The sequence below is a fragment of the Nocardia heshunensis genome (genome assembly GCF_054782115.1).
Window position 1 is genome coordinate 159761 of the sequence record NZ_BAAGTC010000005.1, and the last position, 20772, is coordinate 180532.

A 20772-nucleotide genomic window follows, 5' to 3' on the forward strand; every position below is an offset into this window, starting at 1 on the left:
AATGCCTTTCATCGAAACTCGCACCGGCACGTCGCTGTTCTACCGGGATTGGGGCACCGGTCGGCCGGTGCTGTTCCTGGCCGCCGCCGGAATGGACAGCATCGAAGCGCGGGGCGTCATGGCCGATCTGGTCGCCAACGGGATGCGGGCCATCGCGCTGGACCGGCGCGGCCACGGCCGCTCGGATGATCCGGGGCTGGGCTACGACTACGACACCCTGGCCGACGATCTCGCGGACCTGATCGAGCATTTGAATCTGCACGGACTGGTGCTGGTCGGCCATTCCATGGGCGGCGGCGAGGCCGTGCGCTACCTTTCCCGCTACGGCAGCGACCGGATCGAACGCGTCGTGTTGATCGCCGCGGCACTGCCGTTCCTGCTGGCGACTCCCGACAATCCGGACGGTGTGCCGGTGGAGGCGGCCGACGCGCTGCGGGATTCGTGGCGGCATCACCAGGATGTCTGGCTGCGCGCGAACACCGACGCGTATCTCGGTGTGGGCCTGCCGGGTTGCGCGGTCGACCAGATCGCGCGTGATCGGGTGCAGGCGTCGATCGCCTACGACACCTCGTTGCAGGCCATCCTCGAATGCAATCGCGCGGTGGTGGAGACCGACTTCCGCGCCGAACTCCGCACGATCGACGTACCGACCCTGATCATCCACGGCGACGCCGACGCCTCGATCTCCCTGGACGTCGGTGGCCGCCGCCAGGCCGCGCTCATCCCCGGCAGTGAACTGGTCGTCTATGAGAACGCCCCGCACGGCATCTATCTCACCCACGGCCCGCGCCTGACCGCCGATCTGCTGGCATTCCTCGACAATTCCCAGGTGGAAGCATCCGAATATGCTGTGCTCCAGAGGAATTCCTCAGGATCCTGAGCCGCCGCCACGCTAGGTTGGTGGGCGTGTCAGAGATTATCGACCCGGCGGCGACCACCGGCGGGACCACTGAGCGCTCCGGCGAGGCCGCCACCCTGCCTCGCCGGAGACGCCGGAAGCGCCAACGCAAGAAACGGCCGTTCTGGCAGGAGTTGCCAGCCCTGATCGTGATCGCCGCGGTGGCGGTGGCGCTGGTAGTCAACTTCATCGGCCGCCCGTACGTGATCCCGTCGCAGTCGATGGAGCCGACCCTGCACGGCTGCCCGGGTTGCACCGGCGACCGAATCTATGTGGAGAAGCTCAGCTTCGACTTCGGCGACCCGCAGCCCGGCGATGTGATCGTGTTCAAGGGTCCGACCTCGTCCTGGGATCACACCTGGACCTCGCACCGGTCGGGCAATGCGGCCGTGCGGGGGCTCGAGAACGCGATCGCCTTCTTCGGTCTGCTGCCGCCGGACGAGAACGATCTGGTCAAGCGCGTCATCGCGGTAGGCGGTCAGACCGTGCAGTGCTGTGATGCGCAGGGCCGGGTGCTGGTCGACGGCAAACCCCTGGATGAGCCGTACGCCCATTACCTCCTGCCGTACCGGCCGGGCCTGGCGTACACCGGAAGTGCCGGTACCGGACGCGAATTCGGTCCGATCAAGGTGCCGGACGGCAATGTGTGGGTGATGGGCGACAACCGCAACGAGTCCGCCGATTCGCGCGCCCATGTGGAGGACGCGTATCAGGGCACTGTCCCGCTGTCCGACATCCGGGGCAAGGCGGTGTTCAAGATCTGGCCGCCGGGCCGCATCGGCCCGATCCACTCGCAGAAGCCGTGATCCGGTTCAGCTCACCACGATGACGGACTTGCCCCGGGAATGCCCGGCGGCGAGGTGGTCGATGGCCGTGGCAGCGTCGGGCAGCGCGAAGGTGCGGGTCACGCGCGGGGCCAGGGCGCCCGCCGTCGCGAGTTCGGTGACGGCGCGCAGGCTTTCGGGCGTGGGCAGCGACAGCAGCGCCCGCAAGCGCTGACGCACGAAGGGCGAGAGCAGTTGCGCGGAAGCGGATCTGCCGAGCCCGCCGAACCAGCGGCCGCCGTTCTCACCGCCGCCGAGGACGAGCGCGCCGGTCTCGGTCAGCAGGGCGCGCAACACCGGTAGCGGCCGGTTACCGGCCATGTCGAGGATGAGATCGTAACGGCCGCTGAGCTCTTCGCTCGTGTAGTCGATGACGTGGTCCGCACCCAGGTCGCGGACGAACGCGACGGATCCGCCGGAACACACGGCGGTGACCTCGGTGCCGAAATGCTTGGCGAGCTGCACGGCCAGGTGCCCGACCCCGCCTGCCGCGCCGATGATCAGGACTCGCTGCCCGGATTCGATGTGCCCGGCGTCGCGCAGCCCGATGAGCGCGGTCATGCCCGAGATCGGCAGGGCCGCCGCCTGTTCGAAACTCAGGTTGACGGGCTTGCGCTGCAGTTTCCCCGCGGGCGCGCAGGCGAATTCGGCGAAGCTGCCGGGTGCGGTGCCGAAAACTTCGTCGCCGGGCCGGAATTCGGTGACCTGCGGGCCGACTGCCTCGACAATGCCCGCGACATCCCAGCCGCGCACTCGTTCCCGGGGTTTGCGCGGGCCCAGCGCCAGGCGGGCAATGCGGGGTTCGCCGGTCATGAAGTGCCAGACGCTGGGGTCCACCCCGGCGGCCCGCACTCGGAGCAGCACCCCGTCCTGGCCGACTTCGGGGGTGGGAACGTCACGGTAGGAGAGCATTTCGGTGGTGCCGTAGGCGTCTTGCGCAATAGCCTTCATGGCTGGTCTTCTTCCGGATATTCGAAGATCTCGTCCAGCGGTGCACGGAACACCCGGGCGATCTGGAATGCCATCTCCAATGATGGCGAGTACTTGCCCTGTTCGATGGCGTTGACGGTCTGCCGGGTCACGCCGAGCCGATCGGCCAGGTCGGCCTGGGTCATCTCGCCGTGGGTGAACCGCAGGGCGCGAATATTGTTGGTGACCCGGGTTGGTTTCACCATGGCCACATCCCCTGCCGGTAGGCGACGAGTTTGGCGGCCGCGCCCACCACCGCGGACAGCGTGAAGCCGAGGTAGATGACGTTGGCGATCCAGAATCGGTCGCCGTCCGCCATGGCCAGCGCCAGCGCCGCGACCGCGCCGAGCACGACGAAGCCGTTGCCGACCAGGGTTCCGCGCCGGTCGATTTCGCGGTCGCGCTGATCGCGCCGATCACGGTCGCGCGATCCGATCGAGACGGCGATGCTGGCCATGATCGAGACGACGATGGACCCGCCGACTGCCCACAGCAGCGGCCCTACATACGCAACGTCCGGTAGGGCGGTGTGCCGGGACCGGGTCAGCACGACGATCAGGTAGATCGCATACGAGACACCGGACGCGACCGCCAGGATCCAGGTTCGCTTCTCCTCGTAGGACACGAGTTCAGTGTAAAGAATTTTCGACATGATGTGAAGAATCTTTTACATTCAAAATCGGGACAGCAACCCCGTCGTACCATTCGTCCCGCGAATTGCCCTGTCTCCCAGCCGGTTCCCTTCTCTCTTCGGACCCGATAGCGTCGAAGGCATGGCCGATCTCGAAGCTCCGGACCGTATCGAATCCCTGGGAGCGGATTTCTTCGCCGACCCGCACGCCCATTACCGCCGCTGGCGGGCGGACGGCGCGGTCCGCCAGGTCCGATTCCCCGACGGCGTGGTGCGCTGGGTGGTGCTCGGTTACGCCGAAGGCCGTGCCGCCCTGAATGATCCGCGGCTGCGCAAGAACGCCGAGCACGCCACCGCGCTGCTCAATGACAAACGCGGCCTGCCGCCCGCCACGGCCGGTCATATGGCGCTGCTGACCAACATGCTCAATACCGATCCCCCGCACCACACCCGGCTGCGCAAGCTGGCGACCCGCGCCTTCACCCCGCGCCGGGTGGCGGCGCTGCGCCCGCGCATCGAGGAGATCACCGCCGGTCTGCTCGACGCCATGGCCGCCCGCGCCGAGGCCGATCTGCTGCGCGATTTCGCGGAACCGCTGCCGATCACGGTGATCTGCGAACTGCTCGGCGTTCCCTTCGAGGATCGTGCCGACTTCCAGCGGTGGACCCGCGCCATCGTCAGCGTCTCCGGCGAGAACGACGACGCCTACGCGCAGTCGACCGCCGACATGGGCGCGTACCTGTCGCGCCTGGTCGCGGCCAAGCGCGCACAGCCCACCGCGGATTTGCTCTCCGCGCTGGCGGATCCCGCCGACGACGGCGACGCCCTCACCGATCGGGAACTCGTCGGCATGGGGTTCCTGTTGTTGGTCGCCGGTCACGACACCACCGTGAATCTGATCGCCAATGGCACGCTCGCCCTGCTGCGCGATCCGGATCGGCTGCACGCCCTGCAGTCGCACCCGGAGGCGATTCCGGACGCGGTGGAGGAGTTCCTGCGCTACGACGGCCCGGTCAATATGTCGACCCTGCGCTACACGGCGGAACCGGTCACCATCGCCGGGACCGTGATCCCGGCGGACGAATTCGTGCTCATCGCCCTGTCATCCGCCAACCGTGACCCCGAACGCTATCCCGAACCCGAGTCCCTGGACCCCGATCGCGACGCGACCGGTCACGTGGCCTTCGGTCATGGCATCCACTTCTGCGTCGGCGCGCCCCTGGCCCGCTTGGAAGCCCAGACGGCGTTCGCGGCCCTGCTGTCCCGCTTCCCGAACCTGCGCCTCTCCCCCGCCGCCGACACCCTGACCTACCATGCCAGCACCCTGATGCGCGGCCTGACCGCGCTGCCCGTGCTCCTCGAGTGAGGCCGCTACCGGCGGCTGAGCGCGACGGGAAGGGCGTTGGGCGACAACACGAAATCGCGGTTGGAGGCGCGCACCCGATGCCCGGGCGTCGGGGTCAGCCGCCAGCGTGAGAGCAGGGCCGCCGAGGCGAGCGCGATCTCGAGCAGCGCGAAGTGATCGCCCAGGCAGCGCCGCCGACCCACACCGAAGGAGATCATGGCCTTCTTGGCGGTGTCGGCGGCGTTCTCCGCGTCCCAGCGGTCCGGATCGAAGGTCTCCGGGTGGGTGAACCAGCGGGGATCGTGCTGAACCATGTAGGGGCTGAACATGATCGCGGCCCCCGCCGGAATGGTGACGTCCCCGATCGGCAGGTCGGCGCTGGCATTGGCGGCGCTGATCCACGGCCCCCAGAAGCGGATGGTCTCCGACACCACCTGCTTGAGGTACGGCATCGAGGCCAGGTGGTGCGGGCGCACGTCGCCGGTGCCGACCACGGAATCCAGTTCCGCGTACAGCTTTTCGAGGATGACCGGGCGCAGGCTCACCTCGTGCCACAGCCAGCCGGTCAGTGACGCCATGGATCCGACGCCACCGGCCAGCATGAGAATGGCCTCGTCGATGATGTGGTCATCGGACAGTCGTGCGCCGGTCTCGGCGTCGGTGTGGCGGATGAGCGCGGACACCACATCGTTGAAATCCTCGTCGCGCCTGCGGTATTCGCTGACGACCGCGCCGACCGCGGCCCGCAGGTGCCGGGATTTACTGCGCCACCGGTAGTTCGCGATCACCCGCAGGCGCCGCAACTGCGGCGGCAGCGCCGTGCGCACGATGACCTGGCTGAGCAGCCACGGCACGCTGTCGCGGATCTCACGGCGCGCGCTGTCGCCGAACTCGGCAGTGAACAGGGTCGCGGAGACGGTATCGAGCACCAGGCCGTGCGCCTCGTCCATCAGATCGACGCGGGTATCGGCCGGGAGCCCGTCCGCCCAGGCATTGGCGATATCGGCAGCGGCTTCGGCATATTCGGCCAGCCGGGTCTGCCGCAGCGCGGGCGAGATCATCCGGCGGCGCAACCGATGTTCGGAGCCACGCAGCACATTGACCGCGCCACCCGCGATATCGGCGATGGCTTCGCGCAGATCCTCACGTTCGAATTCGGCGTCGCTCAGGTTGACTTCACGCAGCAGGTCGGGGGTGGTGAGCACATAGCCGGTCTGGCGGCCGAAGTGCACGCGCACGATCGGTCCGAGGGCGGGCAGCGAGGTGACGAAGCCGGGCGCGTCGGTGAGGGCGCGCAGGCTGTGCCCGAGCACGGGAACGCTGCCCGGTGCGGTCGGGATGTCGGCGAGAGTGCGCGGCATGGGCGAGGGCAGCGCGCTGGCCACTGCCGCACCGGCGTCCCGGTACACCTCCACTAGCTGTGCGATCTGCCGGGATTGGCGCACGGTGTCGGCCTGCCCGGCGAGCTTCGCGCGCAGTTCGGTCAGCATCGAACGATCGGCCACCAGTTTGGCGAGGGTCTCGGCCATGGCCTCGATCGACGGGTCCTCGGTGCGGATGCCCGCGGGGACCGATTCGGCGAGGTCTGGATCGCAGTAGATCACCGGCAGTCCCACGGCAGTGGCTTCCAGCAGCACCATGCCTTGGGTGTCGAATCCCATGGACGGGAACAGCAGTGCGTCGGCGGCGGCCATGGCGTCCAGGACGGCGGCTTGAGTGACCCTGCCGTGCAATCGAACCCGGTCGCCGAGGCGGCGTTCGACGATGCGTCCGACGGCCGCGCCGTAGAGGTCACCGTCGCCGTAGACGTCTAGCACGCAGCCTTCGGTGCGCCGCACCGCTTCCAGGGATTCCAGCAGCCGCTTCTCCCCCGACAGCCGCCCGCACCAGACCAGCCGCAGCGGGCCACCGTCCGGGCGCGGCACCTCGGTGTCGGCGTCGAGTAGCTCGGTGCGCCCGTCGAGGAGAGCGTCGTCGACGCCGTTGGAGATGACGCTCACCGGTCGCGTCATCCCGTGTGCGAGTAGCAGATCCGCGAAGTGCCGGGTCGGCGCGATCACCCGGTCGGCGGCCTGCGCCTGTCCGGTGATGGTCTGCCACGCCTGCCGGGCCGCCGCCGATTCCCCGGGCCGGCGCGAGGATCGGGTGTGCGGGACGTAGCGCCCGTGCAGCAGTCGCAGTGCCAGCGCGGTGGGATACGGGGCGGGCGAGGTGTGTTCGATGAAGGCGTCGTCGCGGCTCTGTGCGGTGTGCACCAGGGGAATGCGGTGGCGCCGAGCGGCTTTCATTCCGGCGATGGCGACGCCGTAGGTGGTGTGGGTGTGCACCAGGTCGATCGGCCCGCGCGCGGCGAATTCGGCGTCGATGAGCGCGGCATTGCGGCGGGTCGGCGCGACCACCGCGAAACCGTTCACGGCGGGGATCGACAGTGGCTGCAGGGCAACGACATCCGGGTCGGACGTGGTGGCTCGAGCTGCGGCGTCCGGGTCGGGCGCGACGAACAGGGTGACCCGGTGACCGGCGTGTTCGAGCCCGCGGCGCAGCGCGGTGACCGCGGTCTGCACCCCGCCGAGCGAGGCCGGGTGATAGTCCACGAACATCGCGATGTGCATCGGTGGAACCCTAGTCCCCACAGCCCCGCTGTGAAATGCCCACATTTCTTCGGTCTGGACGGCGGTGGCCCTATCGCCCAGTGTCTACTGTTCCCACCATCTGTGTCGAAAGAGGCCGCATGCGCATCGCGATACCGCTGACCGGAACCCGAGGCGACGTCCACCCGGTCGTCGGTCTCGCGGTCGAGTTGCGGCGGCGCGGTCACGAGGTGTTATTGGGCGCGCCGCCGAATCTGGTCGACTTCGTCACCGCCGCAGGACTTCCCGCGCAGCCCTGCGGACCGGATGTGCAGCAGCTCTACAGCTCCGAGGAGGGGCAGCGGGCGCTGGCGGCCGGGAATACGCTGCGGCTGATGCAGTTGGTGGGTCAGCAGATGGCCGAGTACGGCGAGCGGATGAACCGCGAGGTCATCGAGGTGTGCTCGAAGGCGGAGCTGATCGTGTCGAGCACGGTCACCGAGGACCGCGCGTCCTCCGTCGCCGAGGCCATGGGGGTACCACTGGTCAGCCTGCACTATTTCCCGTGCCGAATGAACAGCGCCTACCCGTTCCCGGGATTGCTTCCGGCGCATTGGAATCCGCCGGGCCTGGTCAATCGGGCGACCTGGGCGGTGGCGGAGAATCTGCGTCGCGTGGTGTTCCTGCGCTACCTCAACCAGTTGCGCGGCACGCTCGGGCTGCCGAGGTCCTACACCGGTCCGGCCGCGGCGCTGGCACGCGCACGGGTCCCGGAGATCCAGATCTATGATCCGGCACTGGTTCCCGGCCTGCCCGAGCAGTGGGACGAGCGTCGCCCCTTCACCGGTTTCCTCACGCTGGATCGGGCCACCCGGGCCGCGGTGGGCGAGCTTTCCGGCAATCACGACGAGCTGCTGGCCTGGATCGGTTCCGGTGCGCCGCCGGTGTTCTTCGGCTTCGGCAGCATGCCGATCCAGGATGCCGCCGCCGTATTCGCCATGGTGGAGCAGGTGTCCACTCGGCTCGGTGTCCGTGCCCTCGTGCATGCAGGCTGGAGCGATCTGGATGTTGCCAATACCGTGACCGGCGATCGAATCAAGCTGGTCAGCACCGACTTCGCCTATGACCAGATCTTCCCGCTCTGCGCGGCGGCCGTGCACCACGGCGGGATCGGCACGCTGTTCGAGGGCCTGCGGGCGGGCCTGCCGACCGTGGTGTGCTCGGTGACATTCGAGCAGCCCATGTGGGGCGGCCAGGTCGAGAAGCTGGGCGTGGGCGCGCATCTGCCGTTCACCACGCTGACGGCCGAGCGGCTGGAACACAAGCTCGCCCCGCTGCTGACCGACGAATGCCGCTCCCGGGTCAAGGCTTTCGCCGCCACCCTGCGGACCACCGGCACCGTCGAACGCGCGGCCGATCTCATCGAGGCCGCCGCCCGGTGACCGCTCCCGTCCGCTATCTGGTCCCCGACACCCTGGTCATGTTCCGTCGGTCTGCCCGCCGCACGCTGCGCAGCACCGACACCTTGGTGATCTCGCTGTCCATGCCGATCCTGATGATGCTGCTGTTCACCTACGTCTTCGGTGGCGCGATCGAGGTCGGCGGCTCCTACCTGAACTATGTAGTGCCCGGAATCATGCTGTTGTGCACGGGTTTCGGCGCGTCCATCACGGCCGCGAGCGTCTGCACCGATATGACCCGGGGCAGTATCGACCGTTTCCGCACGCTGCCGATGTTCCGTCAGGCGCTGGCCGCCGGTCACCTGACGGAGGGGTTCGTCCGCACCATGGCCGCCATCGCGATTGCGGTGGGTGTGGCCGTGACACTAGGTTATCGCCCCGGTTCTGGCCCGCTCGGCTGGCTGGCCGCCACCGCGGTCATCGCCCTGTTCGTCATCGCGATCACCGCGATATCCGTGGCGTTGGGCATGGCCGCCAGCAATCCCGAGGCCGCCGGCGGGCTCACCTACGCGATCACGTTCATCCCCTACATCAGCAGCGCGTTCGTCCCGACCCACACCATGCCGAGTTGGCTGCGTCCCTTCGCCGATAATCAGCCCGCGACGCCGGTCGTGGATGCCATCCGCAGCCTGCTCGACGGCACCGGACCCGCCAGCACCCTGTCCGCGGTGCTGTGGTGCGCGGTGCTCGCCGCCATCGGATTTCTCAGTGCGGCAGTCTCTTTCCGCCGCCTGTCCTTCCGCTGAGGTCAGCCGCGGGTCGCCACCACCGCCTGGGCGATGAGCGTCAGATAGAGGGTGAGAACGAACAGGACAGCGGGCAGAATCGGGTAGTCCTCGTCACTGGAGCGCAGGAAGCGGGCCGTGCCGACGGCCGGAATGATCGTCAGCGCCACTGGGATCCAGCCGACTACCGCGGCCGCGCCGTGGCGGGTCCACGGCTCGGCCAGTACCGTCTCGCACCCGGCTGCGGCCACTGCCAGGAGCACGATCGCGACGGCGCTGCCGGTGTAGCCGAGCGCGTTCGAGTAGTACATCTCCCCCGGCCGGGTGAGACGTGATGTCTTGCGGGCGAATTCGAATTGCAGGAAGGCCCCCGCGAAGACCACCGCCGCCCACGCCACCCGGCCGTGCGCGGCGGCCTCACCGGTGTCGATGGCCGACAGCACCACGTAGAGGGTTACCAGCAGCTGTACCGGGTAGGTGACCAGCAGGTTCAGCAGGATATTGGTGCGGACGGTTTCGGAGAGCTGTTCCAGGCCCCACAGGATCAGCCCGTAGGCCAGCACCGCGGCGATCGCGAGTGCCGAACGAATCGACAGCGCAAGACTTCCCACGATCGCCACGACCGCGATCACCGTCATCGCGCCGCGCAGTTCGAGGGCGCTCACCGCCCCGGTGACCAGTGGTCGGTCCGGATTGTGCACGCGGTCGTAGTCGAGGTCCTTCTGCTCGTCGACCATGCGCAGGTAGAGCAACACGATGGCGACGACGCCGATGCGGGCCGCCGTCGCGCCGGTGGGATGCCAGGCGTGGCCGGGTGCGGTGAGCAGCGCGGCGGTGCCTTCGAGGGCGAACACCCAGAGGATGCCGTAGAGCAGATAGTGCGGCTTGTACATCACCTTGGTGAAGTGGGCGATCCTCCCGGCCGAGGTGAGAAGCCCGGCGCGGACCGGGCTTTCGGCGAGATCGGTCATCGGGGCGCACCGTCCGGTTCGGCCGAGGTGGCCCACCCGTCCCAGCCGGTCACGTCGGCAGCGGGTGTCCGGCGCACGGCCCGATCGGAGCCGGGCAGCAGGTGCGCGACCGGGAGCATGGCCACCTGGGTGACCTCGTCGAACGGGATGCCGAGCAGCTCGGCGATCTCCCGCTCGTAGGCCAGGTGCGCGGTCGTCAGCGTCGTGCCGAGACCCTTTGCCCGCAAGGCCAATTGCAGACTCCAGACCGCCGGATAGATCGACCCGTAGAAGCTGGCCAGCCGCAGCGCCGACGGTTCGGCGGGCGGGCGGCCCAGTGAGCACACTACGATCAGCGCCGGCACCTGCCCGAGATGGTCGGCCAGGTGCTGCCCCGAGGCCAGATCGGCGAGCTGATCGGGCCGCGGAGTGCGGCCGGAGAGGTTGGCGGCGAACGCCTTGCGGTAGTACTCGCCGATCCGCGCCTTGAGTTCTGGGTCGCGGACCACCACGAACCGCCACGGCTGCCGGTTCGAGCCGCTGGGCGCGTGTACCGCGATATCCAGGCAGTCGCGAATGTCCTGCTCGTCCACCGGCCGGGTCAGGTCGAGGCGTTTGCGGACCGCGCGGGTGCCGGTCAGCAGGTCGGTGTTCATCGGTCCTCCGGTGTCGCCGCGGCGAATTCGAGGTCGATGCGGGCGGCCACGCCCCCGGCCTGCCGGATCTCACAGCGCACCACGGTGGCGTCGACCTCGGATTCGGTGCGTTCGGCAACGCACACGCTCGGCAGGTCCAGTTCCACGAACTGGTCGAAAGCGCTGGTCACACTGACCAATCGGCGCGGATCGGCGCCCAGGGTGGTGAGGGCGGTCTGGCGGCACGCCTCGATGAGCAGGTTGCCGGGCACGTGATCGAGCTGATGGTCGAACAGGATCGGGTGGGTGGTGTCGGCGATGACCGCGGCCCGGGCCCGGCCACCCGTGATCTCCGGGACGCCGATCACGACATTGCGGGGGTTCTCGCGGCCGACCAGCGCGGCCGCGGCGCGCGGTCCGGCCGAGGCCGGGGTCTCGAAGGGCCCGAGCCCCAAGTGTTTACGGTATCCGCCGCGGATCCCCGCCCACTGCCGCGGGCTGACCCAGGAGAACGAGCCGTCGACGGTTCCCATGGTGACCCCGGCACTGGAGATGTCGAGCACCAGATCCAGTCCCTCGAGCGCCGTGCCCCGCCGATGCGCGCGCAGCGCCCGCACCCGCAGTTCCAGGTCGGCGGGCGCGGACCCGATTTCCCAGGCGAGACTGTCGATTCCGGTGCCATTGAAGGTCCGCACCAGGAACGCGCTGTCGGTGGGCACGTCGTAGAACTCGTGGGTGACCGCGATCGAGGCTTGCCGCGCGGCCTCCATCACCGCGATCAGGTCGTGGTACTCGGCCAACACCCCGGCGTGGTCGCCGTAGTGGCCGTGCATGCGGGGCAGTTGCGCCCCCACCACGAAGCTGTCGTCGGACTCGGCGTCCAGGGAGGTGACGAAGACCTCCGCGACCGCATGCCGGTGCGCGAGGGCGCGCGGCACGGTGCGGACGTGGCTGGCGCGCACGCCCGTTCGCACGGGTGCGGCCGGTGGCACCGGCTGGGTGATTCTGAGGGGCTGTGTGGTGGTCACGGTCTTGCCTCCAGCCATTCGGTCGCGCCCACGGGCCGCAGCGTCTGTGCTCCGGATCCGGTGCGCATGGGTAGAACGTAGGAACCCAGCACGATCAGCGACCACGGATCGAGCGGGCGGCCCGCGGACCAGGCCGCCTCGAGCAGCGCGGCGTGGGCGGCGTCGGGTGCGGCGGTGGAGGTGCTGTGATCCAGCGCTTCCGTTGCCGCCGCACCCAATTCGGCGCACAGCCGGGCGACGGCGTCGGCGCGCTCGAAGCTGCGGGCGGGGGTTTCGGCATAGAGCTCGCGGCCCAGTGCGGCGGCATGCTCGCGGCGGTCGTCACCCGCGAGGGCGCGGGCGAAAACCTCGGCGCGAGTGGGCTCGTCGAAGTAGATGGCGAGTTCGCGCAGCACATCGGCCGGGTCGTCGGGCGAGTGCACGAGGTTGAGCAGATAGTTGTGACGGCCCAGCAGGTAGCGCAGGTCGCCGGGCTGCCGCTTGCGCGGGTCGGTCGCGCCCTTGGCTTCGGCCAGCCGCACCGGCGTCGGCAGCAGCGCCGCGGGGCCGCGCACGACCAGCACCAGTACGTCCGAGATGCCGACCAGCAGGTCCGCGAGGCGTCGGCGTTCGGGGGAGGCGATATTCCAGGCGAAGTACCACAGTGCGCGCGCCACATGCCGATCCACGACGACGCGGCGGGCATCGACGACCTGGAAGTCGTTCTCTGCCAGCCAGGTCAGGGTCGGTTCGACCGCGCGCGCGACGATGGCGTCGGGTTTGAGCAGCAGCAGGGAGTGTTCGTAGGCGAAGTTCTCGGGGTCGATGCCGAGCCGGGTCGCCTGATCGACGGTCTCGAGCACGTAGGTGTCGGCGAGGTACGCGTCGACCTTGGCCTTGGACGGGGTCAGCTCGTCGAGCAGGCCGCGCAGGGTGTCATCGGTCACGGCCGTGCCCCCGTTCCGCCGATGGCGGTGCGCGCCAGCATTTCCTCGATGGAGGGCAGTGGTGCGCCCAGGTAGCCCGATTCCAGGCAGTGGTCCAGCAGCAGGCGCAGGTAGTCCTTGCCGGTGCGGGGTGGCAGGCGGTCCAGCAGGCGGTCGGCGGTGCTGGTGTCGAAGCTCAGGCGACGCTGGAAGTAGCTGGTGTAGAGGACGCCGATGCGTTCGTAGTACTCGCGCTCGATCGCATCCAGATCGCTTGTGCGGAAGGAGGATTCCGGCACGAACGTAGCGACCTCGAAGGACGGGTACTCGGCCAGCACGTCGGAGACCTCGCGCAGCGACAGCGTGTCGCGGCCGACCGCGTGCAGGGTGGATCCGGCCACCTTGTCGAAATCCGTGACCGCAGCGGCGATCACGTCGGCCACGTGATCGACCGGTGCCAGCGCGAGGGTCGCGTCGTAGCGGCCGGGCAGGGTGCGCAGCTTGCCCTCCACCATGAGTTTCACGACGGTGTAGAGGTTCTTGTATTCGCGGATCGCGCCGTCGGTCAGTGCGCCGGTGACGATGCCGGGACGCACGATCGCCCACCGCAGGCCTCGCTCTCCGGCCGCGTGAACGAGCTGTTCGGCGCGCAATTTGCTCTGCTCGTAGCCGTTTCCGAAGGATTGACCCGCGTCCAGCTCGTCCTCGCGGATGACGCCGTGCCGCAGGCCGCACACGTAGGCGGTGCTCACGTGCACCAGCGGCACATTCCAGGCCAGAGCCAGCTCGATCGCGTTTCGCGCTCCGGCCACATTGAGTTCGTCGTAGGTTTCCGGTGCCGCGTCGAAGGCGGTGGTGGCCGCGCAGTGCACGATCAGGCCGACCTGACCGGCAAGTCCGGCATCGGAGTCGATGCCGAATCCCGGCTGCCGGATGTCACCGGTCACCCGCAGGTCCGCCTCGTACGGGGTGCCGTCGTTGCGTCGGATCTCCGAATTGCTGTGCAGCACAGCCGCTACGGGCCTCCCGTTGGCGGTGAGCCGGGCGGCGACCTCCGCGCCCACCAGCCCGCTGGCCCCGGTCAACAGCACGGTGTCGCTCATGCGCTCACCTCCAGGGTCCGGGTGATCAGCTCGACGACCTGGCCGACGCGCAGTACGCCCAGGAGTTGTTCGGGCCGGTAGCGCGGCAGTTCGAAGGCGCGCTCGAGGACGACGGTCAGTTCCATCAGCCGCAGCGAGTCGTAGCCGAGGTCCTCGATGAGCCGCAGCTCGTCGGTGAGGGTGCCGGCCGGTCGCGGCGCCATGGCGGTGACGAGCTGCCGGATACGCTGCGCCACGGTGTCTTCGGTGGTCATGACTGCTCGCTCTCTCGCAGATGGGGCTGCTGGCCGCCGCTGGCCAGCAGATCGCGGGCCTCGTCCAGCGGCAGCGTGGCGTCGAGATAGCCCGCCAGCCGCAGCCAGTCGTAGCCGAGGGTGAGGGTGCGCTGCCACTGCTCCCGGGAATCGAAGGAGGCGGGGAACTCCGGGCCCGCATCCGCGGCCACCCGCCGCACCGCGGTGACGAGGGCATCGACGATAGAAAGATCGTCGAGCGCATCGCCACCGTTTCGCAGGGTCACCGAGAACCGCACGCGGCCAGCGGTTTCCAACGCGGCAAGCAACGCTTCCCGCTCCGTCGCCTGCCGCGGCACCAGCCGGGCGACGGTCCCGACCGCATCCACATCGGCGGGCAACGGGTGAATGCCGTACGCGCTCAAAAGCACTCGCACACTCATGGCGACCAGGCGATGCGCCGCGATATCCGCGACCTCCCCCTGCCCGTCCTTGATCGCCCCGACGAGATCCTCCCGGGCGTTCTCCAACACCACGTTCGACCACACCAGATTCAGCCCGGCCCCGATGAACCGCGCCGCGGGCAGCGCCGACAGCGTGGCGATCCCACCGTCCCGCGCCGCCCCGGTCACCCCGAGCGCGGGCACCGCCACCACCGGCACCGGCGTATACGCCTGCACCGCCTTACACATGGCCAACGCCGGTTCCAGCACCTCTCCCCCACGCCACTGCAACCCGACAAACCCCAACCGCACGAACTCAGCCAACTCGGCCCCGATATCAGTCGCGGCCCGCGCCAACACATCCCGCACCGACTGCCGGAACACCACCGACCGCCACGCCACCGCCCCCGCATCCGACAGCACGAAAACCTCACTGTCCGAACGCAACACATGCAACCGCCCGGCCAGCGGCCAGGTCGTGACCGCCGGACGGCGAGTGAAGATCAACGAGTGTGGATCATCAGCGACCCCATCCACCCCCAGGTCGGCTGCCAGCGCCAGCAACGCCTTCCACCGGGCATCGGGATCGGCCGTCGAATCCGCGGTCACCGCGCCCGGCACGCTCACCGCCGGAATCCGCACCGCCTGATCCGACCCGTGCGGGTCGCCGGTGGTGTCGCTGAGCGCACGGAAGCGGTCGATCAGATCGTCGGCTCCGACCCGATCCAATTGGTGGGGAAGCCATTTGGTCTCGAGGTAGGTCTCACCGCGCGAGGCGAGCCAGCCCTTCATCCCCTGGACGAGGCCATCCTCTGCCCAAGCCATCGCTTCGTGGTCAGCGCCGAAGGCGCGTAGTGCGACCGCGTAGCGCAGCGCATGGCGGGCACGCCCGGTCCACCACTGCGCAACCTGGTTCGCGAAGGCGTCAGCGGCCAGCACGCCGCGCAACTCGTCGAGATCCACATCCCCAGTGCGGATCACGCTCGCATGCAGGAAGCGCTGGCAGCGGTTGAGGACATCCTCATCGGGCGCGGAAACGGCCTGTTCGAGCTGCCGCCGCACCTGCGCGACCGATCGGGTGCGCACCTCCACGCGTCGTCCGTCGACGAACAGCACGGTGGGCAGCGTGGGCAGTTCATCCGCTCCGGGAGCCACCACGAGAAAGTCGATATCGGAACCCGCATTGCCGAAACCTTCGGCCAGCGAGCCCTCGAAGAGCACCGCGGCTTCTGCCGGAACCGACACCGCCCCCAGTGCGGCGTCCAGCAATTGCCGCACCCGATCCAGCGGCATCGCCTCAACTCCAGCCGGACTCGCCTCGGCTCCTGCCGGACTCACCTCGGCGGTGGACGGCTTTGTCACGGTGTCGGCGACTTCGTGCAGTACCGCCCCCGCCAAGGCCCCGTCACGCAGGAGCTGCCACATGTGGCGGCGGCGGGGTTTGCCGCTGGAGGTGCGTCGGATCAGGCCGCGGGGTCCGGTGACGATGTGGACCGACTGGGCCGGTCCGAGGTGTCCGCGGATGATCGCTCGCGCCTCGGTCATCCAGTCGCCGGGGGCGGTTTCGGCGAAGAGGGCGACGCCCTGGACGCCCGCTTCCACGATGCCGACGGCGGCGAGTTTGCCCTTGGTGAGGCCGGTTTCCTGGGCTACCCGGGATTCGATGTCCTCCATGAAGACCGAGCGGCCGCGCACCTTGATGCTGGTGCCCATCCGGCCGAGCACGAAAACCTCACCGCGGTAGAGGAATCCGGCGTCGCCGGTGTACAGGGTGCCGTTCTCCAGGCGGGTCGAGGAGCCAGTCGTGGGGTTGCCGGAGTAGCCGAGGGCCACCGAATCGCCGGTGACGACCATTTCGCCCAGGACGCCGTCGGGCAGCAGGCGGCCCTCGTCGTCGATGACGGTGACGGTGGATTCGGGGGTGGAGAAGCCCAACCCGGTGATCCAGCCCGCACCTTCGACCCGGTGGGTGTCGTCGAGGATGGCTTCCTCGAGCACCGGAACGGGTTCCCCGAAGCGCAGTTTCGGGTTGTCCAGCCGCAGCGCCGTGATCGGCCGCCGGGTGGGCGAGGAGGTCACCATCAGCGTCGCCTCGGCCAGGCCGTAGGCAAGGGTGAACGACCCCATCGAGAAGCCTTGCGGCCCGGTCAGTTCCGCGAAGGACTGCAGATCCGCCACCTCGACCGGCTCGGAGCCGATGGCCAGGGTCCGCCAGCCGGACAGATCCAGGTCGGCGATGTCCTCCGGCCGCACCCGGTGCGCCACATACCCGAGCGCGAACGACGGCGACGGCGAGTGCTGGGCGTGGGTCATGGCCCGCAACCAGCGGATCGGGTCGCGCACGAACTGATCGGGGCGCATGAGATACAGCTCGGCCTGATTGGTGACGCCATTGAGGAACGCGCCCACCAGACCCATATCGTGGTAGAGCGGCAGCCACGACACCATGGTCTCGCCCGGCTGCCAATCGATGAGCGTGGAGATCATCCGGATGTTGTTGGCCAGGTTGTGCCAGCTCACCTGCACGCCGCGCGGTGCACCGGAGGATCCCGAGGTGAATTGCAGCAGCGCCACTTCCGCGGCCTCGGCGAATTCGCGATAGACGGGTGCGGCGGGCAGGGTAGCGGCGTTCACGACCAGCGGCTCGTCGGTCCGCCCGGCCGCCACCGCCGCCGCGCGCACGAACGTCTCGAATTCCGGGGAGGTCACCACCAGCTTGGGCGCGGCCTGCTCGAGAATGCCCGCAATGTGCGCCACGATCTGCTCGAGATCACCGAACATGGGCGGCGCGACCGGCGTGAACACCCCGCCGCACGCCCACACCGCATAGAACGCCGCGAAACATGGGAACCCGGTCGGCATGATCACGCACGCCCCGTCCCCGCTGCTCAGCCCACCCGCCCGCAACAGCGCGCTGATCGACCAAACCTGCTCGGCCAGTTCGCGATAACTGCGGTACTCCCACCCATCGGCCTCGTCGGCCAAATGGATGCCGGTATCCGCGGACGGCACCAACAGCCAATGCCGAACGGCCGCTTCATCGTTCACAGGTGCGTTCACTGTTCTCCTCCGGGCGACACGCCCTGGTCGTTCTCGGGCGGCACGCTTCGGTCGCCGGGCAGCAAGCTCTGGTCGTCATCCGGCAGCACCGTGACGGTGCCGGCGGCGCCGTCGACGCGCAGGCGCATGCCGGTGCGCAGGCGGCGGGTGAGGTCGGGGATCTGCACCACGGTCGGCACGCCGAGTTCGCGCGCCACGATGGCGACATGGGTGAGCGGGCTGCCCCGCTCGATCACCAGGGCCGATGCCGACGGCAGGGCCGCCACCCAGCCCGGGTCGGTGCGGTAGGCGATGAGGATGCCGCCGGCGACATCGCGGGGCTCGTCCACGATCACTGCCGCGCCCTCGACAATGCCTGCGGCGGAAGGTGTTCCGGTCAGGACGGTGCCGGGTGCGGCCGCATCGGTCGCGGTGATGGGTACCCAGCCCTGGGCGGCCAGTTCGGCATTGCCCAATCGCGGACCGACAGTCGCGAACCGTGCCGGGGCGACCAGCGTGGAGTCCTTGGCGCGCAAGGACTTCCGACCGGCCACCACCTCGCGAAGCACGCCGGTGTCGGCGCCCTCGTAGCAGCCGCGCAGTTCCTCGACGGTCAACTGGAACACGTCGTCGAACTCGTCGAGCACCCCGCGTGCCACCAGATCCCGGCCCATCACCCGGATCATGCGCTTGACCATGCCGAAGGCCCGGGTACGGCAGAAGCGCAGCCGTTCCCGGTGCGCGGCACAGCGATTCACCTTGGCGCGCAATCGTTCGTACACGCGTCGCCGCAGCCCGTGCCCGAGATGTTCATCGAGGTAGGCGTCAGCCTCGCCGCCCCGATCCGCGGTGACGGTGTCACCGACCCGACCGACCGCGCTGCGCAGCATGACGAACAGGTTGGCCGGGTTCTCCCGCAGGTCCGGGGTCTCCAGCTTCAGTTCGTCGAGGCTGCGGTAGCCGTAGCGGTCGAGATAGTCGTCCACGGCCGCCAGGAATTCGGTGCGTCCCGCATCGCGCAGCGCGTCGTGGATCTTCTCCGGCGCGGTCGAATTCACGAGTTCGTTCAATTCCGGATCGGCGCGCACGAGTCGCGCCAGCTCGGTCATGGCGCGCGCAGGTTCCGCGGATTCCACGTCCGCGCCCGGCCCGACCACGGCGTAGAGGAACCATTCCGGCGCCTTGGGCAGGAACAGCTTGGTGAGCAGGAACATCAGGCCGGTGGTGGTCAGCAGGATGGCGTCGAGCACCATCAGCGGACCCCAGCGCTCCACCAGGTCGCGGTCCACGGTCCGGTAGTTGCGGTAGGCCTGCTCGCCGGTGAGGGTGCGGTAGTCGAGGGTGTCGTATTCGTCGTAGACGCGATAGAACTCCGCGCTGAAGCGCTCCATCATGTCGTCGATGCCCAGCAGCCGTCGCACATAGACCGCGGTGGTCAAAGCCCGGGAACGCAGCCGTGCCACCGGACTGTCGAATTCGAAGGGCCGCAGGGTTTTCGCGATCTCATCCGGCAGCGGTTCGGCCACCCCGAGCGCGGCCTCGAGCACCCGCCGATTGAGCGGGTAGCCGGGCGCGATGCCGACCATGCGATACCAGTGCAGCAGGTTGTAGTAGACGCGACCGTGGAAGGCGCCCAACAGCACCGGCGTCCACGCGTCGGTTTGCCGCAGCTGGTGCGGCGGGACCCGCAGGGAGGCGGCATAGCCGCGGTACACGCGGCCGTAGATGTCGGCGGCGGTGGTGAAGGTGAGCGGGGAGGTGATGCCGCTGAAGCTCTCGATGATGTTCGAGTTGTCCCAGATCCGCTGCTCGTCCGCGCCGACCTGTTCGCCCGCGCCACGCAGTTCGACCGAGCGGGCGGGCGCGGCCGCGGTGGCGGTGATCGGGCGGGTCTGTAGCAGCCACACGCCCGTGTCGTCGATGGCCCATTCGATGTCCTGCGGTGCGCCGCTCGCGCTTTCGATCGTGCGCGCCAGCTCCGCGAGCTCGGCGACCTCGGCGTCCGTCAGCACCCGGGCCGTGCGCAGGGCGTCGTCCACGGGGACCGTCTCACAGCCTTGATCATCCCCCGCGTCGACGCGAATATCCTTGTCCCCCACGGTGATATCCAGCAGCGCGCCCGTGTGCTTGTCCAGGATCAGCGAGTCGGCGTCGACCGCGCCGGACACCAGCCCCTCCCCCAGCCCGTAGACGGCGCTGATCACCAGCTCGTCCTCCGCGCCGGTCATCGGATTGCGTGTGAACACCACGCCACTTGATCGCGCGACGATCAATCGCTGCAACACCACCGCCGGTGCGAAGCTGCGAGAAATCCCGTGCGCGAACGCGTATCGCACCGCTCGCTCGGAGTATGCCGAGGTCCAGCAGTCGCGCACCCGTTGCGTGGCCGCATCCGCACCATGCACATTGAGGTGCGAGTCGAACTGTCCGGCGAAGGAGTGTTCCGCGCCGTCCTCGGCCGACATGGACGACCGCACCGCGATCGCGTCCGGCCCCAACCGTTCCCACGCCTGCGCGATCTCCGCCTGTGCGGTCTCCGGCACCGGGGCGGCCGCCACTGCGGCGCGCAACCGCTCGGCCGCCGTCACCGCCGCCTCCACGTCGCTCAGCGCGGCGAACTCCACGAGCGACGCCGTCAGACCCGCCGCGGCCGCGAACTCCTCGAAGACCCCCGTCCCCAGCACCACCCACTCCGGTACCCGAACCCCCGACTCCCCCAGCGCGTGCAACCCCCGAGCTTTCCCGCCTCCGTACGCGGCGACATCTGCCGAATCCGACCAAGGGCCGAGCAACTGCACAACCTCTCCCATCCCCCTGAGGCCAGTCACATCCCAGCGGACGCCGGAGCAAGATCAGGGGTGTTACTTTGGATAACCCACGTTTCAAACACGCACCAGCCCAAGCTTCTTGGGTCTGCCCTACCCCGGCCCGGTCGTAGAGTATCTGCGAGGCGAAACACGCACCGTGCTATTCACATTTCGAATGGCGCACGGCATGACATGGGGAAATCCCTT

The 20772-nt window shown here is 68.8% G+C and carries 17 protein-coding genes; 5 read left to right on the forward strand and 12 right to left on the reverse strand.

What is annotated here, in order from left to right; genetic code table 11:
• The first annotated feature begins 1 nt into the window (after position 1).
• Positions 2-880, forward strand: a complete 879-nt coding sequence (locus tag ACYVN4_RS19380; RefSeq protein WP_460723061.1) for an alpha/beta fold hydrolase — start codon at positions 2-4, stop codon at positions 878-880.
• Positions 881-906: 26 nt separating this feature from the next.
• Positions 907-1704 (forward strand): signal peptidase I, encoded by a 798-nt coding sequence (gene lepB, locus ACYVN4_RS19385; RefSeq protein WP_460723063.1) that lies wholly within the window; start codon positions 907-909, stop codon positions 1702-1704.
• A gap of 6 nt (positions 1705-1710) precedes the next feature.
• Here lepB and ACYVN4_RS19390 read toward each other — a convergent pair whose 3' ends face one another.
• The 3 genes from ACYVN4_RS19390 to ACYVN4_RS19400 are packed head-to-tail and all read right to left on the reverse strand — an operon-like array spanning position 1711 to position 3316.
• Positions 1711-2673, reverse strand: a complete 963-nt coding sequence (locus tag ACYVN4_RS19390; RefSeq protein WP_460723065.1) for an NAD(P)-dependent alcohol dehydrogenase — start codon at positions 2671-2673, stop codon at positions 1711-1713.
• Positions 2670-2897 (reverse strand): helix-turn-helix transcriptional regulator, encoded by a 228-nt coding sequence (locus ACYVN4_RS19395; protein WP_460723067.1) that lies wholly within the window; start codon positions 2895-2897, stop codon positions 2670-2672. The genes ACYVN4_RS19390 and ACYVN4_RS19395 overlap by 4 nt, the downstream gene beginning before the upstream one ends.
• The gene (locus ACYVN4_RS19400) at positions 2891-3316 is read right to left on the reverse strand and encodes a hypothetical protein (RefSeq protein WP_460723069.1); all 426 of its coding nucleotides are present in this window, start codon (positions 3314-3316) and stop codon (positions 2891-2893) included. Before ACYVN4_RS19400 ends, ACYVN4_RS19395 begins: the two co-directional genes overlap by 7 nt.
• Positions 3317-3464: 148 nt before the next feature.
• Here ACYVN4_RS19400 and ACYVN4_RS19405 point away from each other — a divergent pair, with 148 nt between their 5' ends.
• The gene (locus ACYVN4_RS19405; RefSeq protein WP_460723071.1) at positions 3465-4688 is read left to right on the forward strand and encodes a cytochrome P450 family protein; all 1224 of its coding nucleotides are present in this window, start codon (positions 3465-3467) and stop codon (positions 4686-4688) included.
• 5 nt (positions 4689-4693) lie between these two features.
• Here the strand turns inward: ACYVN4_RS19405 and ACYVN4_RS19410 are convergent, their stop codons facing one another.
• Positions 4694-7279, reverse strand: coding sequence for a cytochrome P450 (locus ACYVN4_RS19410; protein WP_460723073.1), 2586 nt, complete (start codon positions 7277-7279; stop codon positions 4694-4696).
• Positions 7280-7398: 119 nt separating this feature from the next.
• On the opposite strand from ACYVN4_RS19410, the gene ACYVN4_RS19415 reads away from it, so the two are divergent.
• Both ACYVN4_RS19415 and ACYVN4_RS19420 read left to right on the forward strand, forming a co-directional pair.
• The gene (locus ACYVN4_RS19415) at positions 7399-8679 is read left to right on the forward strand and encodes a glycosyltransferase (protein ID WP_460723075.1); all 1281 of its coding nucleotides are present in this window, start codon (positions 7399-7401) and stop codon (positions 8677-8679) included.
• Positions 8676-9443, forward strand: a complete 768-nt coding sequence (locus tag ACYVN4_RS19420) for an ABC transporter permease (RefSeq protein ID WP_460723077.1) — start codon at positions 8676-8678, stop codon at positions 9441-9443. The genes ACYVN4_RS19415 and ACYVN4_RS19420 overlap by 4 nt, the downstream gene beginning before the upstream one ends.
• Positions 9444-9445: 2 nt before the next feature.
• Here ACYVN4_RS19420 and ACYVN4_RS19425 read toward each other — a convergent pair whose 3' ends face one another.
• From ACYVN4_RS19425 to ACYVN4_RS19460, 8 genes are read right to left on the reverse strand one after another with little or no spacing between them, the layout of a single operon-like run.
• The gene (locus ACYVN4_RS19425; RefSeq protein ID WP_460723079.1) at positions 9446-10393 is read right to left on the reverse strand and encodes a UbiA prenyltransferase family protein; all 948 of its coding nucleotides are present in this window, start codon (positions 10391-10393) and stop codon (positions 9446-9448) included.
• The gene (locus tag ACYVN4_RS19430; RefSeq protein WP_460723081.1) at positions 10390-11028 is read right to left on the reverse strand and encodes a nitroreductase family protein; all 639 of its coding nucleotides are present in this window, start codon (positions 11026-11028) and stop codon (positions 10390-10392) included. Before ACYVN4_RS19430 ends, ACYVN4_RS19425 begins: the two co-directional genes overlap by 4 nt.
• The gene (locus ACYVN4_RS19435; protein WP_460723082.1) at positions 11025-12035 is read right to left on the reverse strand and encodes a ScbA/BarX family gamma-butyrolactone biosynthesis protein; all 1011 of its coding nucleotides are present in this window, start codon (positions 12033-12035) and stop codon (positions 11025-11027) included. The genes ACYVN4_RS19430 and ACYVN4_RS19435 overlap by 4 nt, the downstream gene beginning before the upstream one ends.
• On the reverse strand, positions 12032-12961 hold the full coding sequence (locus ACYVN4_RS19440; protein ID WP_460723083.1) for a nucleoside-diphosphate kinase: 930 nt from the start codon (positions 12959-12961) through the stop codon (positions 12032-12034). The genes ACYVN4_RS19435 and ACYVN4_RS19440 overlap by 4 nt, the downstream gene beginning before the upstream one ends.
• A complete protein-coding gene (locus tag ACYVN4_RS19445; RefSeq protein ID WP_460723085.1) occupies positions 12958-14043 on the reverse strand; it encodes an SDR family oxidoreductase in 1086 nt (361 codons plus the stop codon). Before ACYVN4_RS19445 ends, ACYVN4_RS19440 begins: the two co-directional genes overlap by 4 nt.
• Positions 14040-14297, reverse strand: coding sequence for an acyl carrier protein (locus tag ACYVN4_RS19450; RefSeq protein WP_460723087.1), 258 nt, complete (start codon positions 14295-14297; stop codon positions 14040-14042). Before ACYVN4_RS19450 ends, ACYVN4_RS19445 begins: the two co-directional genes overlap by 4 nt.
• Positions 14294-17779 (reverse strand): AMP-binding protein, encoded by a 3486-nt coding sequence (locus ACYVN4_RS19455; protein WP_460723089.1) that lies wholly within the window; start codon positions 17777-17779, stop codon positions 14294-14296. Before ACYVN4_RS19455 ends, ACYVN4_RS19450 begins: the two co-directional genes overlap by 4 nt.
• On the reverse strand, positions 17776-20568 hold the full coding sequence (locus ACYVN4_RS19460) for a phosphoenolpyruvate synthase (protein WP_460723091.1): 2793 nt from the start codon (positions 20566-20568) through the stop codon (positions 17776-17778). The genes ACYVN4_RS19455 and ACYVN4_RS19460 overlap by 4 nt, the downstream gene beginning before the upstream one ends.
• Between the last annotated feature and the right edge of the window lie 204 nt (positions 20569-20772).

Coding starts and splice junctions, on each gene's coding strand:
- ACYVN4_RS19380 (WP_460723061.1), top strand. CDS start 2: ATGCCTTTCATCGAAACTCGCACCGGCACGTCGCTGTTCTACCGGGAT.
- ACYVN4_RS19390 (WP_460723065.1), bottom strand. CDS start 2,673: ATGAAGGCTATTGCGCAAGACGCCTACGGCACCACCGAAATGCTCTCC.
- ACYVN4_RS19395 (WP_460723067.1), bottom strand. CDS start 2,897: ATGGTGAAACCAACCCGGGTCACCAACAATATTCGCGCCCTGCGGTTC.
- ACYVN4_RS19405 (WP_460723071.1), top strand. CDS start 3,465: ATGGCCGATCTCGAAGCTCCGGACCGTATCGAATCCCTGGGAGCGGAT.
- ACYVN4_RS19410 (WP_460723073.1), bottom strand. CDS start 7,279: ATGCACATCGCGATGTTCGTGGACTATCACCCGGCCTCGCTCGGCGGG.
- ACYVN4_RS19415 (WP_460723075.1), top strand. CDS start 7,399: ATGCGCATCGCGATACCGCTGACCGGAACCCGAGGCGACGTCCACCCG.
- ACYVN4_RS19425 (WP_460723079.1), bottom strand. CDS start 10,393: ATGACCGATCTCGCCGAAAGCCCGGTCCGCGCCGGGCTTCTCACCTCG.
- ACYVN4_RS19430 (WP_460723081.1), bottom strand. CDS start 11,028: ATGAACACCGACCTGCTGACCGGCACCCGCGCGGTCCGCAAACGCCTC.
- ACYVN4_RS19445 (WP_460723085.1), bottom strand. CDS start 14,043: ATGAGCGACACCGTGCTGTTGACCGGGGCCAGCGGGCTGGTGGGCGCG.
- ACYVN4_RS19450 (WP_460723087.1), bottom strand. CDS start 14,297: ATGACCACCGAAGACACCGTGGCGCAGCGTATCCGGCAGCTCGTCACC.
- ACYVN4_RS19460 (WP_460723091.1), bottom strand. CDS start 20,568: ATGGGAGAGGTTGTGCAGTTGCTCGGCCCTTGGTCGGATTCGGCAGAT.